26 protein-coding genes are annotated in these 23,283 nt (G+C 72.1%); 25 read left to right on the top strand and 1 reads right to left on the bottom strand.

What is annotated here, in order from left to right; all coding sequences use genetic code 11:
- The first annotated feature begins 341 nt into the window (after window positions 1–341).
- The 14 genes from rpsP to ACHUEU_RS03785 all read left to right on the top strand — a co-directional run bounded on the left by rpsP (window position 342) and on the right by ACHUEU_RS03785 (window position 11,075).
- A complete protein-coding gene (gene rpsP / locus ACHUEU_RS03850) occupies window positions 342–821 on the top strand; it encodes a 30S ribosomal protein S16 (RefSeq protein WP_394214579.1) in 480 nt (159 codons plus the stop codon).
- A 1-nt stretch (window position 822) separates the two neighbouring features.
- Window positions 823–1,065 carry an RNA-binding protein gene (locus ACHUEU_RS03845; protein ID WP_096803707.1) on the top strand — a complete coding sequence of 81 codons (243 nt, stop codon included), beginning with the start codon at window positions 823–825 and terminating at the stop codon, window positions 1,063–1,065.
- A gap of 121 nt (window positions 1,066–1,186) precedes the next feature.
- The gene (locus tag ACHUEU_RS03840; RefSeq protein ID WP_394214578.1) at window positions 1,187–2,065 is read left to right on the top strand and encodes a hypothetical protein; all 879 of its coding nucleotides are present in this window, start codon (window positions 1,187–1,189) and stop codon (window positions 2,063–2,065) included.
- On the top strand, window positions 2,062–2,646 hold the full coding sequence (gene rimM / locus ACHUEU_RS03835; RefSeq protein ID WP_394214577.1) for a ribosome maturation factor RimM: 585 nt from the start codon (window positions 2,062–2,064) through the stop codon (window positions 2,644–2,646). Before ACHUEU_RS03840 ends, rimM begins: the two co-directional genes overlap by 4 nt.
- An 8-nt stretch (window positions 2,647–2,654) precedes the next feature.
- Window positions 2,655–3,404, top strand: a complete 750-nt coding sequence (trmD, locus tag ACHUEU_RS03830; protein WP_394214576.1) for a tRNA (guanosine(37)-N1)-methyltransferase TrmD — start codon at window positions 2,655–2,657, stop codon at window positions 3,402–3,404.
- Window positions 3,405–3,726: 322 nt separating this feature from the next.
- Entirely contained in the window at window positions 3,727–4,077 is a 351-nt protein-coding gene (gene rplS / locus ACHUEU_RS03825) for a 50S ribosomal protein L19 (RefSeq protein ID WP_089065816.1), read from the top strand.
- 8 nt (window positions 4,078–4,085) lie between these two features.
- Window positions 4,086–4,664 carry a signal peptidase I gene (gene lepB / locus ACHUEU_RS03820; protein WP_394214575.1) on the top strand — a complete coding sequence of 193 codons (579 nt, stop codon included), beginning with the start codon at window positions 4,086–4,088 and terminating at the stop codon, window positions 4,662–4,664.
- A gap of 30 nt (window positions 4,665–4,694) precedes the next feature.
- Complete coding sequence (gene lepB, locus ACHUEU_RS03815) at window positions 4,695–5,474, top strand: signal peptidase I (RefSeq protein WP_394214574.1); 780 nt, start codon at window positions 4,695–4,697, stop codon at window positions 5,472–5,474.
- A complete protein-coding gene (locus tag ACHUEU_RS03810; protein WP_394214573.1) occupies window positions 5,471–6,316 on the top strand; it encodes a ribonuclease HII in 846 nt (281 codons plus the stop codon). The genes lepB (ACHUEU_RS03815) and ACHUEU_RS03810 overlap by 4 nt, the downstream gene beginning before the upstream one ends.
- Window positions 6,313–6,615 carry a DUF2469 domain-containing protein gene (locus tag ACHUEU_RS03805; protein ID WP_096803700.1) on the top strand — a complete coding sequence of 101 codons (303 nt, stop codon included), beginning with the start codon at window positions 6,313–6,315 and terminating at the stop codon, window positions 6,613–6,615. The genes ACHUEU_RS03810 and ACHUEU_RS03805 overlap by 4 nt, the downstream gene beginning before the upstream one ends.
- Before the next feature lie 97 nt (window positions 6,616–6,712).
- Window positions 6,713–7,204 carry a YraN family protein gene (locus ACHUEU_RS03800; protein ID WP_394214572.1) on the top strand — a complete coding sequence of 164 codons (492 nt, stop codon included), beginning with the start codon at window positions 6,713–6,715 and terminating at the stop codon, window positions 7,202–7,204.
- Window positions 7,204–8,745, top strand: a complete 1,542-nt coding sequence (locus tag ACHUEU_RS03795; protein ID WP_394214571.1) for a YifB family Mg chelatase-like AAA ATPase — start codon at window positions 7,204–7,206, stop codon at window positions 8,743–8,745. The genes ACHUEU_RS03800 and ACHUEU_RS03795 overlap by 1 nt, the downstream gene beginning before the upstream one ends.
- Window positions 8,742–9,992: a DNA-processing protein DprA gene (gene dprA, locus ACHUEU_RS03790; RefSeq protein WP_394214570.1), complete on the top strand. Its 1,251-nt coding sequence runs from the start codon at window positions 8,742–8,744 to the stop codon at window positions 9,990–9,992. Before ACHUEU_RS03795 ends, dprA begins: the two co-directional genes overlap by 4 nt.
- Before the next feature lie 39 nt (window positions 9,993–10,031).
- Complete coding sequence (locus ACHUEU_RS03785; RefSeq protein WP_394214569.1) at window positions 10,032–11,075, top strand: tyrosine recombinase XerC; 1,044 nt, start codon at window positions 10,032–10,034, stop codon at window positions 11,073–11,075.
- A gap of 25 nt (window positions 11,076–11,100) precedes the next feature.
- Here the strand turns inward: ACHUEU_RS03785 and ACHUEU_RS03780 are convergent, their stop codons facing one another.
- Window positions 11,101–11,817: a M23 family metallopeptidase gene (locus ACHUEU_RS03780; protein WP_394214568.1), complete on the bottom strand. Its 717-nt coding sequence runs from the start codon at window positions 11,815–11,817 to the stop codon at window positions 11,101–11,103.
- A 412-nt stretch (window positions 11,818–12,229) separates the two neighbouring features.
- Here ACHUEU_RS03780 and rpsB point away from each other — a divergent pair, with 412 nt between their 5' ends.
- The 11 genes from rpsB (at window position 12,230) to ACHUEU_RS03725 (ending at window position 23,262) form a co-directional block, all read left to right on the top strand.
- Entirely contained in the window at window positions 12,230–13,192 is a 963-nt protein-coding gene (rpsB, locus tag ACHUEU_RS03775) for a 30S ribosomal protein S2 (RefSeq protein ID WP_394214567.1), read from the top strand.
- Window positions 13,193–13,291: 99 nt separating this feature from the next.
- Window positions 13,292–14,116: a translation elongation factor Ts gene (tsf, locus tag ACHUEU_RS03770; protein ID WP_394214566.1), complete on the top strand. Its 825-nt coding sequence runs from the start codon at window positions 13,292–13,294 to the stop codon at window positions 14,114–14,116.
- Window positions 14,117–14,250: 134 nt separating this feature from the next.
- On the top strand, window positions 14,251–15,003 hold the full coding sequence (gene pyrH, locus ACHUEU_RS03765) for a UMP kinase (protein WP_394214565.1): 753 nt from the start codon (window positions 14,251–14,253) through the stop codon (window positions 15,001–15,003).
- 120 nt (window positions 15,004–15,123) lie between these two features.
- Window positions 15,124–15,690, top strand: a complete 567-nt coding sequence (frr, locus tag ACHUEU_RS03760; RefSeq protein WP_394214564.1) for a ribosome recycling factor — start codon at window positions 15,124–15,126, stop codon at window positions 15,688–15,690.
- A 59-nt stretch (window positions 15,691–15,749) separates the two neighbouring features.
- Entirely contained in the window at window positions 15,750–16,652 is a 903-nt protein-coding gene (locus ACHUEU_RS03755) for a phosphatidate cytidylyltransferase (protein WP_394214563.1), read from the top strand.
- The gene (rlmN, locus tag ACHUEU_RS03750; RefSeq protein WP_394214562.1) at window positions 16,649–17,941 is read left to right on the top strand and encodes a dual-specificity RNA methyltransferase RlmN; all 1,293 of its coding nucleotides are present in this window, start codon (window positions 16,649–16,651) and stop codon (window positions 17,939–17,941) included. The genes ACHUEU_RS03755 and rlmN overlap by 4 nt, the downstream gene beginning before the upstream one ends.
- Window positions 17,942–18,037: 96 nt before the next feature.
- Window positions 18,038–18,586 (top strand): DivIVA domain-containing protein, encoded by a 549-nt coding sequence (locus ACHUEU_RS03745; protein ID WP_394214560.1) that lies wholly within the window; start codon window positions 18,038–18,040, stop codon window positions 18,584–18,586.
- Complete coding sequence (dxr, locus tag ACHUEU_RS03740) at window positions 18,583–19,788, top strand: 1-deoxy-D-xylulose-5-phosphate reductoisomerase (RefSeq protein ID WP_394214558.1); 1,206 nt, start codon at window positions 18,583–18,585, stop codon at window positions 19,786–19,788. Before ACHUEU_RS03745 ends, dxr begins: the two co-directional genes overlap by 4 nt.
- A gap of 3 nt (window positions 19,789–19,791) precedes the next feature.
- Window positions 19,792–21,135, top strand: coding sequence for a M50 family metallopeptidase (locus ACHUEU_RS03735; RefSeq protein ID WP_394214557.1), 1,344 nt, complete (start codon window positions 19,792–19,794; stop codon window positions 21,133–21,135).
- A gap of 111 nt (window positions 21,136–21,246) precedes the next feature.
- Window positions 21,247–22,407, top strand: coding sequence for a flavodoxin-dependent (E)-4-hydroxy-3-methylbut-2-enyl-diphosphate synthase (gene ispG / locus ACHUEU_RS03730; protein ID WP_394214556.1), 1,161 nt, complete (start codon window positions 21,247–21,249; stop codon window positions 22,405–22,407).
- Between the two features lie 6 nt (window positions 22,408–22,413).
- The gene (locus tag ACHUEU_RS03725) at window positions 22,414–23,262 is read left to right on the top strand and encodes a GNAT family N-acetyltransferase (RefSeq protein ID WP_394214555.1); all 849 of its coding nucleotides are present in this window, start codon (window positions 22,414–22,416) and stop codon (window positions 23,260–23,262) included.
- Window positions 23,263–23,283: the final 21 nt, after the last annotated feature.

Here is a 23,283-nt window from a genome sequence, read left to right as displayed (position 1 = left end):
GGAAGCGGCCGCGCTCGGCTGGCCGGCCGTGCTGTCGCGTCAGGACTTCGTCCCACCCCAGCGGTACTTCGCCCTCACTGCCTGGGGGGAAGCGCCAGCCTGCGCGGCCCGCGGCCGGCCCGGCTCCGTCCGGCGAACCCGGTCCGGCATCGCGTGTGCCCTGGTGCACAGGCGCGCGGCTGGTGTCGGGGGCGCTCCGCCTGGCATACTCAGGTGCTGTATGTGCACGGACCGGCCCTCTACCCGTCCGTGCGCGACACCCCGAGGACCGTCAGCGCCCGCATGACCCCACAGGCTGCGGCGGGACTCACCCGAACATCCCTGAAGGAGAGTCCACCCACGTGGCTGTCAAGATCCGTCTGAAGCGCATGGGCAAGATCCGTGCACCGCACTACCGCATCGTCGTCGCCGATTCGCGCAAGAAGCGCGATGGCGCCGTGATCGAGCAGATCGGCCAGTACCACCCCACCGAGGAGCCCTCGTTCATCGAGGTCGAGTCCGAGCGTGCGCTGTACTGGCTCGGCGTCGGTGCCCAGCCGACCGAGCAGGTCGCCGCCCTGCTGAAGGTCACCGGTGACTGGGCGAAGTTCAAGGGCGAGGGCGACGCCGCCGGCTCGATGAAGGGCTCCGGGGCGAAGAAGACCGCCGAGGAGCTCATCGCCGACGCCGACAAGGCCGCCGCCGAATCCCGCGAGGGCGCGAAGAAGGCCAAGGCCGCGAAGGACTCCGAGTCCTCCGAGGTCGAGGCCGGCTCCGAGGAGGCCCCGGCCGAGGGCGAGACCACCGAGGACGCCGACGCCGCGGCGACCGACGAGGCCTGACATGAGCTCCCGCGCCGACGCCCTCGACCATCTCGTCCGCGGCATCGTCGATGATCCGGATGCCGTGGCCGTGACCGAGAAGTCCACTCGTCGCGGCCCGCTGCTCGAGGTCAGGGTCGGCGCCGCCGACCTCGGTCGAGTGATCGGTCGGTCCGGTCGCACCGCCCGCGCCCTGCGCACGGTGACGGCCGCCCTGTCGGATGATGACGTGCGGGTCGACATCGTCGACGTCGACCGGCGCTGAGGTGCCGCGAGCCACTTCGAGGAGCGGTGCTGCCGAACGGACCGAGAGGTCCGGGCAGCACCGCTCCTGGCATTCACGGCCCGGACGGCGTCGCCGCGGCCCGGGCCCGACAGGGGCGGCATTGCTGGCGCTGGCCGTGCTGCTGGGCGGATGCAGCGCCGCGGGCAGATCAGCTCCGTCCCCGTCGGATGCCGGGTCGGACCCCGCCCCCACGGCGGCTCCGCAGGCCGAGGGCCAGGCGGAGCTGAGCGCCGCCTGCACCACCTTCTGGGGCGATCCCGAGTACGCGGATCCTCTGTCCCGGACCGTCCTGGCGCGTGCCGCGTCCGCCCCCGAGGTCGGCCCCTCCGATCCGGACTTCTTCGCCCTGACCGGCGACGAGATCGAGACCGCCTTCGAAGGGGCGCCTGCCTCGGCGCAGGGGACCGCAGGCGATCTGGCCGAGTGGTTCCGCATCGAGCCCGTCCGCGGTGCCGAGGCGGACCTGGACGCGTTCCGCAGCGCCTGGGAGGGCCTGGCCGGCAGCTGCCAGGCGGTCTCGACGGCGGCGCTGTGGGCCGTGGCGCCGGGGGAGGACGGCACCAAGCCCGCGGCGCTGGTCTGCGCGGACGTCTTCGACACCCCCGGAACCCTCACCCATTTCGCCAACGCCAATGTGCTGACCTCGAACATGTTCAAGCTCGTGGGCCTGTCCCCGCGTGCGGTCCCCGCCGGCCGGGAGCAGGATCTGCGGGACACCGCCGACCTGTTGGCTGCGCAGATCGCCGCAGTGGACGACGAGGCGGTGCGCTCCGCGCTCGCGCAGGTGCGCGCCCCGTTCCAGGACGCGCTGGAGGGCGAGACCTGGTCCGACGGGCTGAGCGGACCGCTGACCGAGCTCGGCGCCGCCTGCGAGGCGATCGGCTACTCCTCCCCGGGAACAGGGGAGGTCGACCACGACCCGGTCCTCGGCGCCAGCGCCGAGGACCAGCACGGCACGAACCATGGAGGACGCTCATGAGCACGCTCGACGTCATCGTCGCGACCATCGGCAGGGCCCACGGGCTGCGCGGCGAGGTCGCGCTGACTCTGCGCACCGACCAGCCCCAGGAGCGGCTGCAGCCCGGCACCGTCTTCACGGTCGAGGCCGCGGGACGCCCCCGCTCCCTGACCGTGGGGAGCACCCGGACGCAGCAGGACCGCTGGTACGTGCACTTCGACGAGGTCGCCGACCGCAGCGACGCCGAGTCCCTGCGCGGCATCGACCTGCAGATCGGGGTCGACGCCGAGCAGGAGGCCGACGAGGACCCCGACGCCTGGTACCCCTCGCAGCTGAAGGGCCTGCGCGTCCAGCACATCGACGGGCGCGAGCTCGGCACGGTGCTCGGGATCGAGCACTACCCGGCGCAGGATCTGCTGATCGTGCGCACCACCGACCGTCGCCGCGTGCAGCTGCCCCTGGTGGATCAGCTCGTGCCCGAGGTGGACCTCGAGGCGGGCGTGGTGCGCGCCGACCCGCCCGGAGGACTGTTCGACGCCCTTCCCGAGGACGAACAGGGCCCTGAGCCCGAGACCTCCGCACCGCCCCGCACGGAGCGCTGAGGACCACCATGCGCATCGACGTCATCACGATCTTCCCCGAGTACCTCACCCCGCTGGAGCTGTCGCTGATCGGCAGGGCCCGCCGCGAAGGCCTTGTGGACCTGCACGTGCACGACCTGCGCCAGTGGACCCATGACCGCCATCGCACGGTCGACGACACCCCGCTCGGCGGCGGTGCCGGCATGGTGATGAAGCCCGAACCGTGGGCGGCCGCCTTCTGCGGGGTGCGCGAGTCCGGGCAGGCGGCGCTGGGGGCCGACGTCGAACCGCTGATCATCTTCCCGAACCCGGCAGGGGAGCCCTTCGCCCAGAGCACGGCGCAGGAGTGGTCCGGCTGCGAGTGGCTGGTGTTCGCCTGCGGACGCTACGAGGGCATCGATGAACGCGTCTACCAGCACCTGGCCGACATCGGCTGCGAGGTGGCGCTGGCCTCCCTGGGCGACTACGTGCTCAACGGCGGTGAGGTCGCGGTGCTCGCGATCACCGAGGCCGTGGTGCGCCTGGTCCCGGGCGTGGTCGGGAACGCCGAGTCCCTGATCGAGGAATCCCACGCCGCAGGGCTGCTCGAGTACCCGGTGTTCACGCGCCCGGCGAGCTGGACCGACCCCGCCGGGGTGGTCCGCGAGGCGCCGCCGATCCTGCTCTCGGGGGATCACGGGAAGATCGCGGCCTGGCGCCAGGCGCAGTCCGAGGCCCGCACCCGCGAGCGCCGACCCGACCTGCTGGCGCCGATCGACGGGGACGCCGCCGGGTCCTGAGCCTGTCCGGGACGCCGGACCGCGACGCAGCGGACGCTCCCTCACGGTGACGACCGGCACGGTCGGCGAGCGCCGAGCTTGCCGCACCGGCACCGCGCTGGCAGAATGACCCCTCGTGCGCACCGCGCGCCCCTCTGCCTCAGGGGAGGGCGCAGCAAGCGGTCGGGCAGGTCCGTGGCGATGGGAGTCGCCGCCAGAGGCCCAGCACACCGGAACGGGGAGCCTGCTCCTCGCCGGATCGTTGGTTCCAGAGGGACACCCCCGTCGGGGGAGTCCCGCGAACGACGCCGTCCGACCTGAGGCGGAGGGCTGGAGAAAGACTATGCAGAAGCTCGATGAGCTCGACAAGGCGTCCCTGCGCGAGGACGTCCCCGCCTTCCGCGCCGGCGACAACGTCAAGGTGCACGTGAAGGTCATCGAGGGCAACCGCTCTCGTATCCAGATCTTCCAGGGCTACGTCATCGGCCGTCAGGGCCACGGCGTGGGCGAGACCTTCCGCGTCCGCAAGATCTCCTTCGGCGTCGGCGTCGAGCGCGTGTTCCCCGTGCATGCCCCGACCGTCGACAAGATCGAGGTCGTCACCCGCGGCGACGTGCGCCGCGCGAAGCTGTACTACCTGCGCAACCTCACGGGCAAGAAGGCCCGCATCAAGGAGAAGCGCAGCCACTCCTGATCTCAGGCATGTCCTGCGACAGCGTGAGCGGACGGCGGCGACCCCACCCGGTGGTGGTCGCCGCCGTCTGTGTCGTGCTGCTGCTGGTCGGCGTGCTGCTGGCACGGCACTACGTGGCCCAGCCCTTCCGCGTCCCCTCGGTCTCGATGGCGCCGACGATCCAGCCCGGTGACGTGCTGCTGGTCGACCGCGCCTCCCGCGGCAGTGCGGAGCGCGGCGAGATCGTCGTCCTCGACGGGCGCGGGTACTTCGCCCCCTCGGCGACGGACGGGGACCGGTTCTGGGTCAAGCGCGTCATCGCCACCGGGGGCGACAGGGTGCAGTGCTGCGCACCCGGCGGGGCGATCACCGTCGATGGGGTCCCGCTGGAGGAGCCCTATCTGCCCCGCGGCGCGGCGCCGAGCGAGATCGAGTTCGATCTGCGGGTCCCCGAGGGGCGCATGTTCGTCCTGGGAGACAACCGGAGCGACTCCACCGATTCCCGGCACCTGCTGGGCGCGCCGGGCGGCGGCATGATCCCGGTGGACCGAGTGGTGGGGGAGGCGGACCGCATCGTGTGGCCTCTCACTCGCCGCGGTGCGCTCTGACCCCCAGGATCTGCCGATAGGATCACCGCGATGAACGCGTCCCACGATTCCCGTCCTGCGGAGCCCCGCCACGAGGACTCCGCAGCCGGTGCGGACCCCTCAGCCCGGGGCGCGGGGCGCGACGGGTCGCGCAGACCGCGCCGTCAGCGCATGCCGCTGTGGCTCGACACCGTGGTCACCATGGTGGTGGCGCTGCTGATCGCGGTGCTGGTCAAGACCTTCCTGATCCAGCCGTTCTACATCCCCTCGGCCTCGATGAACCCGACGCTGCTGGAGAACGACAAGATCCTGGTCTCCAAGCTCAGCCCCGGCGTCTTCGATCTCCATCGCGGCGACGTCATCGTCTTCGAGGACCCGGACGACTGGATCCCCGGGGATGCCACCGTGAACCCCACCCCGCGGGTACGGGTGATGATGCTGCTGAGCCTCGTCGGCCTCGCCCCGGACCCCTCGCAGGACCATCTGGTCAAGCGACTGATCGGGGTGGGCGGCGACCACGTCGTCTGTGAGTCCGAGGGGGCGGCGCTCGAGGTCAACGGGACCACGCTCGATGAGCCGTACATCCACCCCGAGACCCCCGCCTGCCAGGCAGCCTTCGACGTCACGGTGCCGGAGGGCAAGGTGTGGGTGATGGGCGACAACCGCTACGCCTCCGCCGATTCGGCCTGGCACGAGATCCGGGGTGACGGTGGTTTCGTGGACGAGTCCGACATCACCGGCCGGGCCGACGTCATCTTCTGGCCGATCAGCAGCTGGCACCGTCTCGACGACGGCCGCGGGACCTTCTCCGACCTGCCGGAGAGGCCATGACCGTCACCGTCCCGACCCTCGAGGTGGAGCGTGCCCTCGCCGCTCGCTGCGGGGCCGGTCGCCGCCTCGTCGTGGGGATCGACGAGGTGGGCCGTGGCGCGCTGGCGGGCCCCGTCGCCGTGGGCGCCTGCGCGCTCGAGGTGCACGATGGGATCATCGTCCCGCTGCCCGACGGAGTCCGGGACTCCAAGAAGCTGAGCGCACGCCGCCGCGAGGCGCTCGTGGACCCCATCCTGGACTCCGTGCATGCCGGTGCCGTGGGGTGGGCGAGCCCGGCCGAGATCGATGAGCTCGGGATCATGCCCGCGCTGACCCGCGCCGCTCTGCGCGCCCTGGAGGCGATCGAGCTGGACGGCGCGGTCGACGCGATCGTGCTCGACGGGGATGTCGACGTCCTCACTCCCTCGCTCGCGACGGTGGAGCGTCCCGCGCCGCTGGTCCACCTGCAGGTGGCGGCGGATCGCGACTGTGCGAGCGTGGCCGCGGCCAGCATCCTGGCCAAGGTGGCACGGGACGCGCGCATGATCGAGCTCGACGCGCAGGCCCCCCACTACGGCTGGGCCGCGAACAAAGGCTATGGCTCCGCGGCGCACCGCGAGGCGATCGACCTGCGCGGCGTCCATGAGCACCACCGGCGCAGCTGGCGGCTCACCTCCCGGCCCGCCGTCGAGCAGGCGGGCCCCGCCGTCGTGCCCCCGGCACCCGCGCCGGCGCCGTCGATGCCCGCCGTCGACTCGGAGGCCGTGGCGCCTGGGGTGCCCGCGACGATCTCGGAGTCCCTCGACGCTGGCGTACTGTGGGACGACCAATGGCACCCGCAGGATGGGAAGGAGCGTCGGTGAGCGCCCAGGAACTCGAGAACTTTGAGTCCGACCTCGAACTCCAGCTGTTCCGCGAGTATCGCGACGTGGTCAGCCTGTTCACCTACGTGGTCGAGACCGAGCGTCGCTTCTATCTCGCCAACCAGGTGGATCTGCAGGTCCGCTCCGGTGGCGGTGAGGTCTTCTACGAGCTGCGCCTCGCCGATGTCTGGGTGTGGGACATCTACCGCTCGAACCGCTTCGTGCGCTCGGTGCGCGTGGTGACGTTCAAGGACGTCAACGTCGAGGAGCTCAACAAGCAGGACATCTCCCTGCCCTGACCTCCGACGGCGGCGCACCGTTCCTCCCCAGTGCCTCTCCGTCCCCACTCGCGGCGCAGCCACTGCGCCGGCCCGCGCATCCGGTCACGCTGGCCGCATGGACAGCCCCGCGAACAGCCCCCGACCCGCCACCGGCCCCTCCGACGGCGCGCACCCCGTTCCGCTGCCCGGGGCGGCCGCGGCCCCGCCCCCGGCAGGACCGGTCGCCGCCCCGCCGCCCCGCCGGGTGCGCGACATGACCACCGGTGAGCTCGGTCGCGCCGGAGAGGACCTCGCCGCCGCTCACCTGGGCGCCTGCGGCTGGCAGATCGTCGAGCGCAATCTGCGCCTGCGGCACGGCGAGCTGGACATCGTGGCGCTGGCGCACACCACGCTCGTCTTCGTCGAGGTGAAGACCCGGCGCTCCTTCGTCACCGGCGTGCCCCAGGCCGCTGTCACTCCGGACAAGCTGCGGCGCCTGCGCCGGCTGGCCGGCGCGTACCTGATGGAGCGCTCGACCCCGCATCGTGACGTGCGGATCGATGTCGTCGCCGTCCACGCCCATCCCGACGGCACCTTCGCGATCGAGCATCTCGAGGCGGTGTCCTGATGGGCCACGCGCGCACCCTCTCGGTCAGTCTCACCGGGCTCGAGGGCACCCTGGTGGAGGTCGAGGCCGACGTCTCCCCGGGACTGCCCGCGTTCTCCGTGGTCGGGCTGCCCGACTCCTCCACGCTGCAGGCCCGGGACCGGGTGCGCGCGGCTTCCGCCCGCAGCGGCATCCGCCTCGCCGCGCGCCGGATCACGGTCAACATGACCCCGGCCTGGCGGCCCAAGCACGGCTCCGGCTTCGACCTCGCCATCGCCATGGCGGTGCTCGATGCCCAGGGCGACCTGCTCGCCCCCGTCCCGGCGGATCTGGTGCTGCTGGGAGAGCTGGGGCTGGACGGTCGGGTGCGGCCGATCCCCGGGATCCTGCCGGCCCTCCTCGCCGCCCGCGCCCACGGCCTCACCCGCGCGGTGGTCCCGGAGGAGAACCTGCCCGAGGCGCGGCTCGTCGACGGTATGGAGATCGCGGGCGCCGGGGACCTCACCGAGCTCCTGCATCGCTTCGGCGCCGATGTCCCGCCCTCCCCGCCGAGGCCGCTGTCGATCACCGGCCTGCCGGCGCCCGCCCAGGGCCCACCGCCGGCCCATCGACCGGACTTCGCCGATGTCCTGGGGCAGGCCACGGCGCGGCGTGCTGCGGAGGTCGCCGCCGCCGGGGCCCACCATCTGCTGCTGGCCGGACCGCCGGGGGCGGGCAAGACCATGATCGCCTCGCGACTGCCGAGCATCCTGCCGAGACTGGGATCCGCGGACGCCCAGACGGTCTCCGCGATCCATTCGCTCGCCGGCCGCTTCGACGCCGGTGCCGGGCTGCTGCGGACGCCCCCTTTCGAGAGCCCGCACCACACCGCCTCCGTCGCGGCCGTGGTCGGGGGAGGCGCGGGACTGGCCCGTCCCGGGGCGATCTCCCGGGCCCACGCCGGAGTGCTGTTCCTCGACGAGGCACCGGAATTCCCCGCCCGCGTGCTCGAGGCGCTGCGCGAGCCGCTGGAGACCGGGGACATCACTCTCCACCGCACCCGGGGAGTCACCCGGTACCCGGCTCGGTTCCAGCTGGTGCTGGCCGCCAATCCCTGTCCGTGCGGGAAGGCCTGGGGCAAGGGCGAGGCCTGCAGCTGCACACCGCAGCAGCGCCGTCGCTACCGGGCGCGGCTCTCCGGCCCGGTCCTGGACCGGGTGGACATGCGCGTCGAGGTGGGCCCGGTCGACGTGCACGGAAGCGGCGGCATGCCGGGGGAGTCGAGCGCAGCTATCGCGGAGCGGGTCGGCGCGGCCCGCGAGCGTCAGCACCGTCGCTTCGAGGGGCGGGCATGGACTCTGAACGCCCAGCTCCCCGGACCTCTGCTGCGCACGGAGTTCGCCCCCGAGCGCTCCGAGCGCCGCCTGCTGGACCACGCCGTCGCCCAGGGCCGGCTCACCCTGCGCGGCCACGATCGCGTGCTGCGCCTCGCCTGGACGCTCGCGGACCTCGACGATGCCGACCGCCCTGCCGCCGAACACATCGGTCAGGCCCTCACCCTGCGCGAAGGAGACCCGCGATGACCGCTCAGGACCCCATGACCGTCCCGGATCCCGCACCCCTCGACCCTCTCTCGAGCGCGACCCGCGAGTGCGACCGCACCGCGCGGATCACCTGGTCGCTGATGGCCGAGCCCTCCGATCTGATCGCCTTCGCCGCCTGCGCCGTGCTCGGTCCCGCCGCCGCGCTGGAGGTGGTCCGGAGCCAGGATGCGGCCACGCTGCTTCGTGCGCTGGGCGGGCGCCTCCCCGGCCAGGCCGCGGATCCCGCGCACGGCTCCCCCATCGCTCGGACGACGCGGGCGATCGAGCGCTGGACCGCGCGCCTGGCTCGCATCGATGTCGAGGAGGTGCGTACGGATGCCGAGCGCGACGGGATCCGCCTCCTCACCCCGCACGACGGCGAATGGCCCGAGCTGCTGGAGGACCTGCAGGAGACCACCCCGCACTGCCTCTGGGTCCAGGGCCCCGGGCGTCTGGATGCCCTGCTGGGCGCCCGCGCCGCAGCCCTGGTCGGTTCCCGGGCCTCCACCCCGTACGGCGAGGACACCGCGGCGATGCTGGCTTCGGCCTTCGCCGCCGGCGGCGGCACCGTCGTCTCCGGCGGGGCCTACGGCATCGACGCCGCAGCCCATCGCGGTGCGCTGGCCGCCGACGCAGGTGCGACCATCGCGGTGCTGGCGGGAGGGTTGGATCGCCTCTATCCACGGGGCAACACCCAGCTGTTGGAGACGATCCGAGAGCGGCATCTGCTGGTCAGCGAGGCACCGCCGGGGACCGCCCCGACCCGGTGGCGCTTCCTGGCCCGCAATCGGCTGATCGCCGCACTGTCGCGGACGACCGTCGTGGTCGAGGCCTCCTGGCGCTCGGGGGCCCTGTCCACCGCCCGCCTGGCCGATGAGCTCTCCCGACCGGTCGGAGCCGTCCCCGGACCGGTCACCTCCGCCGCGAGCGCCGGGAGCCACCGGCTGCTCCGGGACCGTGGAGCCGTGCTCATCACGGAACCCGGGGATCTGCTGGACCTGCTCCCCGGTGGGCCCGCCTCCGGGGAGAGCGGATTCGCCGTCCAGGACGAACTGGACCTGCTGACCCCCGCGGACCGCCGGATCCTCGATGCGGTGCCCCCGCGCTCCAGCATCGCCGAGGCCCGGATCGCGGACGAGGTCGGCTTCAGACCCGCGGAGGTGGACGCGGCCCTGGCCCGCCTCGAACTGCTGGGTCTGGTGGCGCGGTCCTCGCAGCGAGCACGGCGTGCCCGCGCCGCGTCCTGAAGTGGCCGTCCCCGACCACCGATGCGCGACACTGGAGCCATGAGCACGCAGCGGGAGCAGGACGACGGCACCGTCGCCGAGGACTTCGCCGAGCATCTGCGCCTGGAGCGCGGCCGCTCGGAGCACACCGTGCGCGCGTACCGGCGCGAGGCCGCGGGGCTGCTCGAGCACCTGCGCGACGTCGAACGCATCGCCGTGGACGAGCTGGACGTGACCGCGCTGCGGTCCTGGCTGGCCGCGCGCGCCGAGTCCGGGGCCGGCGCGAGCACGCTGGCTCGTTCCGCCGCCGTGGCGCGCAGCTTCACCAGCTGGCTCGCCGCCACCGGGCAGATCCCGCACGACGTCGGCGGTCGGCTCCGGGCACCGCGCCGCGGCCGGCACCTGCCCACCGTGCTCACCGGTGACCAGGCCGGCGCGCTGCTCGACGGGATCGGGGCGACGATGCGCTCCCCGGATCCCGTCCGGCCCCGAGCCCCCGAGCCCTCCGCCGGGCAGGCGCCGGCGCCACCGGGAGCGAGCGAGCCGCAGCGACCTGACGCGCCGCAGAGCCCTGTCGAACGGGCGGTGCTGCTGCGGGACGCCGCCGTGCTCGAACTCCTCTATTCCTCGGGGCTGCGAGTCTCCGAGCTGGTCGCCCTGGACCGTTCGGGGATCGATCGCGGCGGGCACACCGTCCGGGTCCGCGGCAAAGGTGACAAGGAGCGGATCGTCCCCGTCGGCATCCCCGCCCTCGAGGCCGTGGAGCGGTGGGAGGCCGAGGGCCGCCCGGTGCTGCAGGAGAGCTCCTCGGGTGCGGCACGGGCCGGTGAGGCGCTGTTCCTCGGGGTGCGCGGGGGACGCCTCGGTGATCGGGCCGTGCGCACCCTGGTGGATCGCCATGCGCACGAGGCCGGGATCACCCGCCACGTCTCCCCGCACACCCTGCGGCACAGCGCCGCCACCCATCTCGTGGAAGGCGGTGCGGACCTGCGCAGCGTCCAGGACTTCCTCGGCCATTCCTCCCTGGCGACCACGCAGATCTACACGCACGTCAGCGCGGAGCGTCTGCGCCGCACCGTCGACCAGGCCCATCCGCGCGCCTGAGGACTGTGCAGGCGCGGGCCGGCTCTCACCGCAGCGGCACGGCCGGGGCCGGCACCGCCGCGGCGAGGGCTGAGTCCAGCGTCCGGGCGGCCGCCGTCGACAGGAGTTCACCGGCCGGCGGCGCCACCGATCCGGCAGCTGCCGCCGGGCCCGCCCCGGTGGACGGCTCGTCCCAGGGCAGCAGGACGCTCGGGCCGTGCGCGCCCAGCAGCAGCAGCGGGTCCAGATACCCTGCGCCCCTCCGCGCCCCGAGATGCAGGCACGCACTGCCCGGGCAGTGCGATACCCCGGTATCGGCCAGGGTGCCGAGCACCTCGCCCGCCTCCACGGAGCCGCCCGCCTCCAGAGCGCCGTGCACCGGCTCGTAGGTCGAGATCAGACCATCGGCGTGCGTCACCGAGACGACCCCGCGCCCTGCGACCATCCCGCTGAACCGCACCGTGCCCGCCGCCACCGCGCGCACCGCCGCGCCGTCGGCCGGGACGGCGATGTCGATCCCGCGATGGCCGGGACCATAGCGGTGCTCGGGTGCCTGGAACGGGGCGATCACGGGGTGAGGGGGCGGCAGCGGCCACCGCCAGCGCGGCTCGTCGGCCCTGGCGTGCCCGGGCAGCGAGACCAGCGCGACCAGCACCAGAAGCAGCGCCGGCACCCTCAGCACGCGGGCTCGCCGCCCGGTGCCGGGGCAGGGATGTCGGGGGAGGGGGAACGACGGCAGAGCGGGAGCGGGCGAGGGAGACATGCAGCGCATCCTCCGACAGCGCCCGCCACCGGGCATGGCGCGCGCCCCGGACCGTGGACGAACAGGAGGTGGGGAGGAACGGTCGCCTGGGACACGACCCCGACGCCCCTGCCGGCACTCCGGAGGGTGACGCACGCCGCGCCCGGCCGGGCCGCTGCGTCGGATAGACTGCTTCCCAGCATCCGGTCCGTCCGGATGACTTCGCGTGCCCATCAGGGCCCGTCGACCATCGGTCCCCGACCGTTCCCGCACCTCAGGCGCGGGATGCCTCGGGGCGGTCGGCGACCCGGGCACCAGGCCCCGCACCGACCGGTGGCGGGGGAACAACCGAGAACGCAGGTCCTGCGCGATGACCGCGGACGCCCACGGGCGCGCCGTGCGAGCCCAGGGCCGGAGAACAGAGGACACCATCATGGCAGTCGTCACCATGCGCCAGCTCCTGGAGAGCGGCGTCCACTTCGGACACCAGACCCGTCGTTGGAACCCGAAGGTCCGTCGCTTCATCTTCACCGAGCGCAACGGCATCTACATCGTCGACCTGATGCAGACCCTGACGTACATCGACAAGGCGTACGACTTCGTCAAGCAGACCGTCGCCCACGGCGGCACCATCCTGTTCGTCGGCACCAAGAAGCAGGCGCAGGAGTCCGTCCAGGAGCAGGCCACCCGCGTGGGCATGCCCTACGTGAACCAGCGTTGGCTGGGCGGCATGCTCACCAACCTGCAGACCGTCTCCCAGCGCGTGAACCGCCTCAAGGAGCTCGAGCAGATCGACTTCGAGGATGTGGCCTCCTCCGGCCGCACCAAGAAGGAGCTGCTGATGATGCGCCGCGAGAAGGACAAGCTCGAGAAGACGCTCGGCGGCATCCGCGACATGGGCAAGGCGCCCTCGGCCGTCTGGATCGTGGACACCAACAAGGAGCACCTGGCCGTCGACGAGGCGCAGAAGCTCAACATCCCCGTCGTCGCGATCCTGGACACCAACTGCGATCCCGACGAGATCACCTACCCGATCCCGGGCAATGACGACGCGATCCGCTCCGTCACGCTGCTGACCCGCGTCATCGCCGATGCCGTGGCCGCTGGTCTGCAGGAGCGGCACGCCAGGTCCACCGGCGGCGAGAAGAACGTCTCCGCCGTCGAGGTCGAGCCGCTGGCCGAGTGGGAGCAGGAGCTGCTCAAGCAGTCCGAGGTCCAGCAGCAGGGCGCTCCCGCCGAGCAGTCCGTCGCCGCGGAATCCGCCGAGACCGCCGAGGAGCCGGCCGGCATCTCCGCCGAGGCCCCGGCCCAGGCGGCCGACAACGCTCCCGCAGCGGATGCCGCCGCCGAGGCAGTCGCCGAGGAGAAGTCCTCCGAGGCTCCGGCCGCCGAGTGACTCACAGGCCCGGGGACGGCATCACCGTTCCCGGGCCTCTCTCCGGGAGGCGCACCCCGCCTCCCTCCCCCTCCCGCAGCTCCCACAAGGAAGAGGAACATGGCCAACTACACGGCAGCAGACATCAAGGAGATCCGCGAGTCCACCGGCGCGGGCATGCTCGACGTCAAGAAGGCGCTCGACGACGCCGACGGCGACAAGGCCAAGGCCGTGGAGCTGATCCGCGTCAAGGGACTCAAGGGCATCGCCAAGCGCGAAGGCCGCACCGCCTCCGAGGGCCTCATCGCCGTCGATATCCGCGACAGCGAGGACGGTCGGACCGGCACCCTGGTCGAGCTCAACTCCGAGACCGACTTCGTGGCCAAGAACGACAAGTTCGTCGCCCTGGGCGACGAGGCCGTGGCTGCGGCCGTCGAGTCCGGTGCGGGCGAGCCCGAGGACCTGGCCGCCACCCCGTTCGGCGAGGCGCTCACCAACGCGGGCGCCACCATGGGCGAGAAGATCCTGGTGCGCCGCATCGGCCGGGTCTCCGGCGAGGTCGTCACCGAGTACATGCACCGCACCAACAAGGACCTGCCTCCGCAGGTCGGCGTGCTGGTCGCCACCGACAAGGCCGGTGCCGAGGTCGCGCGCGACATCGCGATGCACATCGCCGCGTTCACCCCGACCTACCTCTCGCGCGAGGAGGTCCCGGAGGAGACCGTCGCCGAGGAGCGCCGCATCGCCGAGGACACCGCGAAGAACGAGGGCAAGCCCGAGAAGGCGATGCCGAAGATCATCGAGGGTCGCCTGAACGGCTTCTTCAAGGAGAACTGCCTCCTGGACCAGGCGTTCGCGAAGGACTCCAAGAAGTCCGTCGGCCAGGTCGTCGAGGAGGTCGGCGGCACCGTCACCGGTTTCCTCCGCTTCCGCGTCGGCAGCTGAGACCCCGGGACGAGGATCACCCGATCCCCACCCCACCGGCGATGCGTGAGCGTCGCCACCGCTCTGCGGCCCCGCACCATCGGTGCGGGGCCGCACCGGTATCATCGCCGAGAACCCAGCGCGGAAGGACCGACATGACCCAGACGTTTACGTCACCGATTCCTGTTCTCCCCCGGCCCGAGGATGGACGTCGCGTTCTTCTGAAGCTCTCGGGCGAGGCCTTCGGAGGGGGCGCCGTCGGCATCGACCCCGATGTCGTCTCCCGGATCGCCGGGGAGATCGCCGAGGGCGTGGCGCTCGGTGTCGAGTGCGCCGTCGTCGTCGGCGGCGGCAACTTCTTCCGCGGTGCAGAGCTCTCCCAGCGCGGGATGGACCGTCGCCGCGCCGACTACATGGGCATGCTCGGCACCGTCATGAACTGCCTCGCCCTGCAGGACTTCCTCGAGCAGCGCGGTGTCTCCACCCGCGTGCAGACCGCCATCGAGATGGGACAGGTCGCCGAGCCCTACATCCCGCTGCGCGCCGTGCGGCACCTCGAGAAGGGCCGCGTGGTCATCTTCGGCGCCGGTGCCGGCATGCCCTATTTCTCGACCGACACCGTCGCCGTCCAGCGCGCCCTGGAGATCGGCTGCGAAGAGGTGCTGATGGCCAAGAACGGCGTCGACGGCGTCTACGACTCCGATCCGCGCGCCAACCCCGACGCGGAGAAGCTCGATCACGTCACCTACAACGACGCCCTCCAGCGCGGCCTGAAGGTCGTCGACTCCACCGCCTTCAGCCTGTGCATGGACAACGCCCAGCAGATGATGGTGTTCGGTCTCGACGCCCCCGGCAACATCACGCGCGCCATGCGCGGCGACCGCATCGGCACCGTCGTCACCAAGTGACCCCGGCCGGGCGGGCCACCGTCCTGCCGGGAACCGCAGAGCACCCCCGAGTCCGCCTGCCGCCCTTGACGAGGCGGGACAATGGATCACGAACACCTACCGAGAACCGAGGAGCACCCCGTGAGCGACGACACCCCGAGCATCCTGAAGGACGCGGAGTCCAAGATGACGAAGTCCGTGGAGGTCACCAAGGAGGACTTCACCGCGATCCGCACCGGCCGCGCGAATGCCGCGATGTTCCAGGGCATCACCGTCGAGTACTACGGCGCCCCGACACCGCTGAACCAGCTGGCCTCCCTGCAGTTCCCCGAGGCGCGCACGGTCATCGTCACGCCCTATGACAAGTCCGCCATGTCCGGCGTCGAGACCGCGCTGCGGGATTCGGACCTGGGCGTGAATCCCACGAACAACGGCGACACCCTGCGCGTGGTGCTGCCCGCCCTGACCGAGGAGCGTCGCAAGGACTACGTCAAGCTCGCCCGCACCAAGGCGGAGGACGGGCGCGTCTCCGTGCGCGGTTCCCGCGGCAATGCGAAGAAGGCGATCGAGAAGCTGGTCAAGGACAAGGAGATCGGCGAGGACGAGGGCATCCGCGCGGAGAAGGAGCTCGAGTCGCTGACCAAGAAGTACATCGAGCAGATCGATGAGTCGCTCGGCCTCAAGGAGACCGAGCTCGAGACCGTCTGAGTCGCCGCACAGGAGCGCAGAACCCTGCACCGCAGACCACGACCCCAGGGGCCGTCGGCGTGAGCACCGATCCGGCGCTCACCGCCCCGACCGTCTCGAGCACGCTCGAGGCGGCCCCTGACGCGCCCGGGAGCGAGCCCGAGCACGCCAAGCGCCGCGGTGCCGGCCGGAATCTGCCGGCCGCGATCGCGGTCGGGGCGGGTCTGGCCGTCCTGCTGTTCGTGGCGCTGTTCGTGGTGCCGCAGGCCTTCGCGGTGCTCGCCGCGATCGCGATGGTCATCGCGGTGCTGGAGGTGACGCGGGCACTGGCGGAGGGCGGTCTGCGACTGCCGCAGACCCCACTGCTGGTCGGCGTGATCGGGATGGTGGTCTCCACCGTCGTGTTCGGTGCCGAGGGGCTGCTGGTGGCGACGGCCGCCGCCGTCTGCGTGCTCATCCTGTGGCGCGTCAGCGAGTCCATGGGCCTCAGCGCGCTGCGTGACGTGGCCGGGGGAGTGTTCGCGCTGGCCTGGATCCCGTTCCTGGGCTGCTTCCTGCTGCTGCTGTTCGCCCAGGAGCAGGGCCAGATGCTGGTGCTGCTGGCCATCCTGGGGCCGGTCGGCAACGACATCGGCGGCTACGTGGCCGGGGTGCTGCTGGGGAAGCATCCGATGGCTCCCCGGATCAGTCCGAAGAAGAGCTGGGAGGGGTTCGCCGGCTCCCTGCTCCTGGGCACCGCCGGGGTCACCGCGGTCGGCACCCTCGCCCTGGACCTGCCCTGGTGGGCAGCAGCCGCGATCGGCGCGGTGCTGGTGCTCGTCTCCACCGGGGGCGACCTCTCCCAGTCCCTGCTCAAGCGCGATCTCGGCATCAAGGACATGGGGCACCTGCTGCCCGGCCACGGGGGAGTGCTGGACCGGATCGATTCCATCCTGCTCGCCGCCCCCACCACTTACATCATGCTGGAGGTACTGCTGCCATGAACACCCCCGAGGAACCGACCAGCCGTCCGGGCAACCCCACGCCGGTCGCGCTGTCCCCCACCCCCGACCTGTCGCGCGAGGCGGTGCCCGGGCAGAAGGTCGCCCTGGCCCCGGGCCAGCTCCAGATGCGTCCCTCCCGCCGGGGCAAGCCGCCGGTGCACCTGGCCGACCTCACGCTCACCGAGCGGAAGGCCGCGCTCGAGGAGATGGGGCTTCCGGGCTTCCGCGCGAAGCAGCTCTCGGTGCACTACTTCGAGCACTTCACCACCGACCCCGAGGACCTCACGGACCTGCCCCAGGACCGCCGTGACGAGCTGGTCGAGAAATTCTTCCCGCCGCTGCTGACGCAGGTCTCCCGACAGTCCGCCGACCATGGCGCGACCCAGAAGTTCCTCTGGCAGCTGTTCGACGGCCCCATGGTCGAGTCTGTGCTGATGCGCTACAGCGACCGCAACACCCTGTGCATCTCCTCCGAGGCCGGCTGCGGCATGAACTGCCCCTTCTGCGCCACCGGCCAGATGGGCCTGACCCGCAACCTCTCGGCCGCAGAGATCCTCGAGCAGGTCCGCATCGCCAACCGGATGCTCGCCCGGGGCGAGCTGCCCGGCGGGGCCGGCCGGGTCAACAACATCGTCTTCATGGGGATGGGGGAGCCGTTGGCGAACTACCGCCCCGTGGCCACCGTGTGCAGGCGCCTGAACGCCCCGGCCCCGGAGGGCTTCGGGATGGGGGCGCGGCACATCACGGTCTCCACGGTGGGTCTGGCACCGGCGGTCCGCAAGCTCACCGCGGAGAAGATCCCCCTGACCCTTGCGGTCTCGCTGCATGCGCCCGACGACGCGCTGCGCGATGAGCTGGTGCCGATCAACACCCGCTTCGACATCGACGAGATCCTCGATGCCGCCTGGGAGTACTTCGAGACCACCGGGCGCCGGGTCAGCATCGAGTACGCGCTGATCCGGGACATCAACGACCAGCAGCACCGGGCCCAACTGCTCGCCGACCGGTTGATCGCCAAGGGCGGCGCCCACTGGATCCACGTCAACCCGATTCCGCTGAACCCGGTCAAGGGCTCGAAATGGACCGCCTCGGATCCCCGCGTGGAGAAGCGCTTCGTGGAGACCCTGCGGGACAACGGGATCTCCGCCACCATCCGCGACACCCGCGGCTCCGACATCGACGGCGCCTGCGGCCAGCTCGCCGCCGAGGTCATCGAGACCGACACCCATCGGGAGGACCGCGAAGCGCGGGTCGCCCGCGTCGAGGCCATCGCGGCCACGAGCGACTGAGCCCGACCCGGTCCACCGCGTCCCGCACGCCTCCCCGCACCACCCCGCCCACGCCGCTACAGTGGGACCCCGACAGCACCGAGGAAGGACCCACTGGTGAGCACATCGTTCGAGCGTGTCTCGCGCTTCAGCGTCGGATATGACATGCGCGAGGTCGACGAGTTCCTCTCCCGCGCCCGCACCGCCTATGAGGGGCGCGACCCCTCGTTCACCGGCGGTGACATCACGGCGGCCAGCTTCGGCACGGAGCGGGGCGGATACGACATGCGCGTCGTCGACGAAGCGCTGGACCGGCTCTCCGACGCCTTCGCCCTCCAGGCCCGGGACGACGCCGTCGCCGAGCACGGCGAGGAGGTCTGGGTCGCGAAGCTCACCGAGCGCGCGGAGGTGCTCAAGGAGCGGCTGGAGCGTCCCGCCGGGGACCGCTTCGCCCCGGCCGCACAGGGCGAGCCCGCCTACGACAAGGCCGATGTCGACGGTCTGTGCGACCAGCTCGTCGCCTATTTCACCGACGGCCACCCGATGAGCGTCGATGATGTGCGGCGGGCCGCCTTCGGCCGTCGCCGCGGCCCGGACGGCTACCGCGAGGCCGTGGTCGACGTCTACCTCGATCATGTCGCGGACGTGATGGCCTCCGTGCCGTGATCGGCCCCCGCGAGCGTCGGCTCGCCCTGCTGGGCGCCACCGGATCCATCGGCACCCAGGCGCTGGACGTCCTGACCCGGTTCCCGGAGGTCGCCCGGCTGCACGGTCTCGCGGTCGGCGGGACCCGGCCCGCCCTCGTCGCCGAGCAGGTCCTCGCCCATCGCCCCGAGCGCGTGGTGGTCTCCGACCCCGCACGGATCGAGGACGTGGAGGCGGCCGTGCAGCGCAGCTGCCGCGCGGAGGGGCTCGGTGCCCCGAGGTTCGACGCGGGGGCGGAGGCCGTGGTCGAGCTCGCCGGCTCCCTCGGCGACGGGGACGTGGTGCTGAACGCCATCACCGGTTCCGTCGGCCTGCTGCCCACCCTCGCCGGTCTCGCCTCCGGCGCCCGGCTCGCCCTGGCCAACAAGGAGTCCCTGGTGGTCGGCGGTCACCTGGTCACCGACGCCGCCGCACCGGGGCAGATCCTGCCGGTGGACTCGGAGCACACCGCGATCGCACAGGCGCTGGCCGGGGTGCGCCACGACCAGATCGATCAGCTGGTGATCACCGCCTCCGGCGGACCCTTCCGCGGGCGCAGCCGCGAGCAGCTGACCGAGGTCACCCCGGAGCAGGCCCTGGCCCACCCCACCTGGTCCATGGGCCGGGTGATCTCCACCAACTCCGCCACCCTGGTCAACAAGGCGCTCGAGGTGATCGAGGCCTGCTTCCAGTTCGATCTTCCCGAGGACCGGGTCCAGGTGGTCGTGCACCCGCAGTCGATCGTGCACTCGATGGTCACGCTCGTGGACGGCTCCACCATCGCGCAGGCGAGCCCCCCGGACATGCGCCACGCCATCGGCTGGGCGCTGGCCCACCCCGAGAAGCTCCCCGGGCTCGCCGCGGCACTGGACTTCTCCGCCGCCCAGTCCTGGACCTTCGAACCGGTCGACGAGGACACCTTCGAGGCGATCGAGCTCGCCCGTGCCGCCCACCGCGAGGGCGGCGGGGCGATGGCTGTCTTCAACGCCGCCAACGAGGAGGCCGTGGCTGCGTTCTTCGACGGTGACCTCGACTTCCTGGGGATCACCGCGCTGATCCGGGCCGTGCTCGAGCATCCGCAGCGGCCCCGTGCCCTCCCCGCCGACGGGGTCCCGCCGCTGCTGGACGTCGAGGCGTGGGCGCGCCGGAGCGCCCGGCAGCTGATCACCTCCGCGGAGCACTGAGGCGTGCTGCTGTTCATGCTCGGCATCCTGGTGATCGCGGTGGGACTGGCGGTCTCCATCGCCCTGCACGAGGTGGGCCACCTGGTGCCTGCGAAGCTGTTCGGCGTTCGGGTCACCCAGTACATGGTCGGCTTCGGCCCCACCGTCTTGTCCCGCACCCGCGGGGAGACCGAGTACGGCATCAAGGCGATCCCGCTGGGCGGCTTCATCCGGATGATCGGCATGTACCCGCCGCACAGGGGGGAGCCCCCGGGCACCATCCATGAGGACTCCACGGGCCTGCTGCAGCAGATCACGGAGCTGGCGGAGGAGGCGAAGCAGTACGAATCCTCCCTGTACGGTCCCGCGGACGCCCACCGCACCTTCGTCGCCCTGGCGGTGCCGAAGAAGCTGGTGGTGATGCTCGGCGGCCCGCTCATGAACCTGCTCATCTCCGTGGTGCTGATGGTGGTGCTGGTCAGCGGCATCGGTCTGCCGGCCGTGACCCCGACCGTGCAGGCGGTCTCCGAGTGCGTGGTCCCCGCCGATGCCCCGGCGGACGTCAGCTGCGAGGGGCGCGAGCCCGCCCCCGCCCTCGCGGCGGGCATCCGGCCCGGTGACACGCTGCGGGTGATCGACGGCCGGCAGATCCACAGCTGGCAGGACGTCACCACCTCGGTGCGCGCCTCCCAGGAGCGCACCGTCGAGATCGTCGTCGAGCGCGGCGGCCAGCTGATCCCGCTCGAGGCCACCATGGTGGTCGATGACCGCCCGGTGCTCGACGAGGACGGCGCCGCCGTGCGCGACGGCAACGGGGACCTGGTCACCGAACAGGTCGGATTCCTCGGCGTCTCCGGGACCCCGGACCTGGTGCCGCGGTCCCCGGCGATGGTGCCGGAGATGGCATGGACGGCCTTCACCCGGACCGGGGAGCTGGTGCTCACCCTTCCGGTGCGGCTGTGGGAGGTGGGGCAGGCCGCCTTCGGCACCGCCGAACGCGACCCCAACGGCCCGCTCGGCGTGGTGGGGGTCTCGCGCCTGGCCGGTGAGGTCGCCGCCGCCGAGCAGCCCGGCTTCGAGCTGCGCGAGAAGGCGGGCACGATGCTCTCGATGCTCGCCTCGCTGAACATGGCGCTGTTCGTGTTCAACCTGGTGCCGCTGCTGCCGCTGGACGGCGGGCATATCGCCGGCGCGCTGTTCGAGGGGGCCCGCCGCGCCCTCGCCCGGCTGCGGGGCAGGCCCGACCCCGGCCCGGTGGACATGTCCCGCATGCTCCCGGTGACCAATGCGGTGGCGCTCGTGTTCCTCCTGATGACGGTGCTGCTGCTGTACGCGGACATCGTCGAGCCCATCACGTTGTTCCCCTGACGGCCACCCGCACCCCGGTGACGCGCGCCACCGCCACCGGCATCGTGCAGGTGCGGTGGAGGTGTCTCACCTCGCCTCGCAACCCCCGCCTCGGACGTCCATAATGAGAAGGTGACTTCTGTGAGCCTGGGCATCCCGTCCGTCAAGCAGCCGCCGCCGGTGCTCGCACCCCGGCGGATGACCCGCAAGGTCGGACTCGGCAACCTCGCCGTGGGCGGCGACGCACCGATCACCGTGCAGTCGATGACCACCACCCCCACGCACGACATCAACGCGACCCTGCAGCAGATCGCGGAGCTGACCGCCGCGGGCTGCGACATCGTGCGCGTGGCCTGCCCGCGCCAGGAGGACGCCGACGCGCTGGCCGCGATCGCCGCGAAGTCCCCGATCCCGGTGATCGCCGACATCCACTTCCAGCCCAAGTACGTCTTCGCCGCGATCGAGGCCGGCTGCGCGGGGGTGCGCGTGAACCCCGGCAACATCCGCCGCTTCGACGATCAGGTGGGGGCCATCGCCAAGGCCGCGAAGGACCACGGCACCGCCCTGCGGATCGGCGTGAACGCGGGCAGCATCGACCAGCGCATGATGACCGGCGACCGGGTCACCCCCGAGGCGCTGGTGGCCTCCGCGAAGTGGGAGGCGTCCCTGTTCGAGGAGCACGACTTCCACGACTTCGGCATCTCCGTGAAGCACAACGACCCGATCATCATGGTCGAGGCGTACCGACAGCTCTCCGAGGCCGGCGACTGGCCGCTGCATCTGGGCGTGACCGAGGCCGGCCCCGCCTTCCAGGGCACCATCAAGTCCTCTGTCGCCTTCGGCATCCTGCTCGGCGAGGGCATCGGCGACACCATCCGGGTCTCGCTGTCGGCCCCACCGGTCGAGGAGGTCAAAGTCGGGATCCAGATCCTGCAGTCGCTGAACCTCAAGGCCCGCAAGCTCGACATCGTCTCCTGCCCCTCCTGCGGCCGTGCCCAGGTGGACGTCTACACGCTCGCCGACGAGGTCACCGAGGGGCTCAAGCACCTCGAGGTGCCGCTGCGCGTCGCCGTGATGGGCTGCGTCGTCAACGGCCCGGGCGAGGCCCGAGAGGCCGATCTCGGAGTCGCCTCCGGCAACGGCAAGGGCCAGATCTTCGTCAAGGGACAGGTCATCAAGACCGTTCCCGAGGCGGACATCGTGCCGACGCTGCTGGCCGAGGCGAACCGGATCGCGGCGGAGATGGGCGAGGACGCGCCCGACTCCGGCATCCCGTCCGTCTCCGTGAGCTGAGCGGAGATGTTCCGGCGCGGCGGGCGGGTCCGAGCGGTCCGCTCCGGCGGCCATGAGGACGCGCTCGCCCTCGCGCTGACCGATCCGGTCACCAACGCCCTGCCCGGTGCGCGCCTGCGCGAGCTCGGCCGCTCCGCCTCCCTGTCCCAGGAGTTCTCCCTGGTCGGGGAGGAGCAGAGCCCTGAGGGGCTGCTGTGGCACGGCGTGAACCTCGCGCCGCTGTCCGCGACCGATCGGGCGCTGACGGACTTCGGGCGGCACCAGGTGTCCCGGCCGCGTCGCTCCAGCTCGCTGGTCGGCGACCGTCGGGCGGTCGAGATCCTCTGGAGAACGCTGGCGGAGGTCTGGGGCGCCGAGGTGCGGGAGCACCGCTGGAGCCAGCCGCTGCTGCTGGCCGAGGACCCGCCGGTTCCGCGTCTCACCCCGGTCGGTCTGCGCGCCGCGGTCCCGGGGGAGGAGGCGGCGGTGTTCCCCGCCGCCGTCGCGATGTTCCGTGAGGAGGTGGGGGTGGATCCGGTGGCCGGGGACGGCGGCCGGGCCTACCGGGCTCGCATCGGCGAGCTGATCCGTCGGGGCCGCACCTATGTCGTCATCGAGGACGGCGAGGTGCTGTTCAAGGCCGATGTCGGTGCTCTGTTCGGTGACGTCGCCCAGATCCACGGGGTCTGGGTGCGCCCGGACCAGCGGGGCCGGGGTCTGGGCCGGGCAGGGATGGCGGAGCTCGTGCAGCAGGTGAGCCGGGACCACGCGCCGCGGGTCTCGCTCTACGTCAACGACTTCAACGCACCGGCCCGCCGCGCCTACGCCGCCGCCGGCTTCCGCCAGGTCGGCGAGCTGTCCACCATCCTGTTCTGATCGACGGGCCGCCGCGGGCCC

It is taken from the genome of Brachybacterium vulturis (assembly GCF_043641765.1).
Taxonomy (GTDB): Bacteria; Actinomycetota; Actinomycetes; order Actinomycetales; family Dermabacteraceae; genus Brachybacterium; species Brachybacterium vulturis_A.
Note: the sequence above shows the minus strand (reverse complement) of the source record. Positions and strands in the feature narration are given on the sequence as shown.

Excerpts from the sequence above, each read along its gene's own strand:
- ACHUEU_RS03845 (WP_096803707.1), top strand. The coding sequence starts at position 823 with ATGAGCTCCCGCGCCGACGCCCTCGACCATCTCGTCCGCGGCATCGTC.
- rimM (WP_394214577.1), top strand. The coding sequence starts at position 2,062 with ATGAGCACGCTCGACGTCATCGTCGCGACCATCGGCAGGGCCCACGGG.
- trmD (WP_394214576.1), top strand. The coding sequence starts at position 2,655 with ATGCGCATCGACGTCATCACGATCTTCCCCGAGTACCTCACCCCGCTG.
- rplS (WP_089065816.1), top strand. The coding sequence starts at position 3,727 with ATGCAGAAGCTCGATGAGCTCGACAAGGCGTCCCTGCGCGAGGACGTC.
- lepB (WP_394214575.1), top strand. The coding sequence starts at position 4,086 with ATGTCCTGCGACAGCGTGAGCGGACGGCGGCGACCCCACCCGGTGGTG.
- lepB (WP_394214574.1), top strand. The coding sequence starts at position 4,695 with ATGAACGCGTCCCACGATTCCCGTCCTGCGGAGCCCCGCCACGAGGAC.
- ACHUEU_RS03810 (WP_394214573.1), top strand. The coding sequence starts at position 5,471 with ATGACCGTCACCGTCCCGACCCTCGAGGTGGAGCGTGCCCTCGCCGCT.
- ACHUEU_RS03800 (WP_394214572.1), top strand. The coding sequence starts at position 6,713 with ATGGACAGCCCCGCGAACAGCCCCCGACCCGCCACCGGCCCCTCCGAC.
- ACHUEU_RS03795 (WP_394214571.1), top strand. The coding sequence starts at position 7,204 with ATGGGCCACGCGCGCACCCTCTCGGTCAGTCTCACCGGGCTCGAGGGC.
- dprA (WP_394214570.1), top strand. The coding sequence starts at position 8,742 with ATGACCGCTCAGGACCCCATGACCGTCCCGGATCCCGCACCCCTCGAC.
- ACHUEU_RS03785 (WP_394214569.1), top strand. The coding sequence starts at position 10,032 with ATGAGCACGCAGCGGGAGCAGGACGACGGCACCGTCGCCGAGGACTTC.
- ACHUEU_RS03780 (WP_394214568.1), bottom strand. The coding sequence starts at position 11,817 with ATGTCTCCCTCGCCCGCTCCCGCTCTGCCGTCGTTCCCCCTCCCCCGA.
- rpsB (WP_394214567.1), top strand. The coding sequence starts at position 12,230 with ATGGCAGTCGTCACCATGCGCCAGCTCCTGGAGAGCGGCGTCCACTTC.
- tsf (WP_394214566.1), top strand. The coding sequence starts at position 13,292 with ATGGCCAACTACACGGCAGCAGACATCAAGGAGATCCGCGAGTCCACC.
- pyrH (WP_394214565.1), top strand. The coding sequence starts at position 14,251 with ATGACCCAGACGTTTACGTCACCGATTCCTGTTCTCCCCCGGCCCGAG.
- rlmN (WP_394214562.1), top strand. The coding sequence starts at position 16,649 with ATGAACACCCCCGAGGAACCGACCAGCCGTCCGGGCAACCCCACGCCG.
- ACHUEU_RS03725 (WP_394214555.1), top strand. The coding sequence starts at position 22,414 with ATGTTCCGGCGCGGCGGGCGGGTCCGAGCGGTCCGCTCCGGCGGCCAT.